Raw genomic sequence first — 1,340 nt, forward strand, 5'->3', positions numbered from 1 at the left:
GAGGTGGGACCTTTGCGCCGCGTCGGCGCCACCCGGCGAAGCGAAGCGAGCCGAATGCGAAGCGAAGCGAGCCGTCAGCGAAGCGAAGCGAGCAGATGCAACTGCGAAGCCAGCGGCAGATAGTCAGCGCGAGTAGAAGCCCGCTGCTCGAGATCGACCAGCGCAGAGGTCGCCGCCGGGTCGACATCGAGCAGCGACCCCGGGACGTGATCCACGAACACGCGCACCCCGCGAACATCCGTGACCGAGAACCCAACCGCCTCGAGCAGCCCGGTGACCTCGTCGAGCGCGAACCGCCGCCCCGAGCGTCCCTGCGGCGCGGTGTCGTCGAGAAGCTCGGCGGCCTGCGCGAAGTGGCCGGCCAGGGCACGGGAGAGGACCGCAGCGGTGCGCTGGGCGACCAGCAGGCTGAGCGTGCCGCCGGGACGGAGGACCTCGCGGATCCCCGCCAGTGCGGCAGCGGGGTCGGGAACGACCTCGAGGACGCCGTGGCAGAGCACCACGTCGGCACCGCTGGGGTCGGCGACGTCGGAGAGTGCGGCCAGGTCGCCCTGGCGCGCGTCGACGGAGACCCCGGCCTCGCGGGCCCGGCGGTCGAGCGCGGCCAGCGCGTCGGGGCTGGGGTCGACGACGGTGACCCGGTGGCCGAGCGCGGCGATGCGTACGGCTGAGGTGCCGGTGCCGCCGCCGATGTCGAGGACGTCGCGCGGGCCGGAGGCCAGGACCGGGTCGAGCGCGTCCCAGACGGCGACGGTCCGGGCGCCTGCCCGGCGACTGGTGGAAGCGGAGCCAGCTGACATGGGGCCAAGCGTAGGCCCTGCCTCCCACCCTGCGTACGCCACACCTGAATCAGCCCACGAGGCGGTCGTGCCCGAGCCGGGTGGCCGCAGTGGTGTGGGCCACCAGCCCGAGCGACTCCTCGACGACGGCGAGGAACCGGTCGGCGTCACGCACCTGCTCATCGGCCTCCTCCGCGGTGACCGCCCGGATCGAGCCGGCCTCCGCGGCGGCACGCTTGGCAGCGCCGGCGGCGAAGTAGTCGGCCCACTCGGAGAGCTCCGGCGCGACCTTCTTGAGCCGGACCCACGCGTTCCACGGACGACGGCGCCCGGCGCGGCTCGCGGCCTCGACGGGGTCGGCGCGGGCGGCGATCAGCGCGGCGGCGGCCTGGAGGGCGGCAACATGAGCGATGGCGTACCTGCTCGGCACGTCGTCGGCCACGATCGCCTCCGCGAGGGTCTCGGTGGCTCGGAAGAGGTAGCTGTGCGTCGTGGCCGGCAGCAGATGCATCGGGTCGTCCTTCTCGCTCACGGTCGACCCCGCAGTGGACGGCTCCGGCG

At 73.9% G+C, this 1,340-nt stretch carries 2 protein-coding genes; both read right to left on the minus strand.

The window, feature by feature from the left end; translation table 11 throughout:
- Positions 1–74 precede the first annotated feature (74 nt).
- Complete coding sequence (locus tag ACFU7D_RS29640; protein ID WP_378874116.1) at positions 75–800, minus strand: methyltransferase domain-containing protein; 726 nt, start codon at positions 798–800, stop codon at positions 75–77.
- Positions 801–849: 49 nt separating this feature from the next.
- A partial coding sequence (locus tag ACFU7D_RS29645; protein ID WP_378874118.1) for an SAV_6107 family HEPN domain-containing protein occupies positions 850–1,340 on the minus strand: 491 nt, incomplete at its 5' end.

Origin of the sequence: Nocardioides sp. NPDC057577, assembly GCF_042801335.1 — a bacterium.
In the GTDB taxonomy this organism is placed as follows: Bacteria; Actinomycetota; Actinomycetes; order Propionibacteriales; family Nocardioidaceae; genus Nocardioides.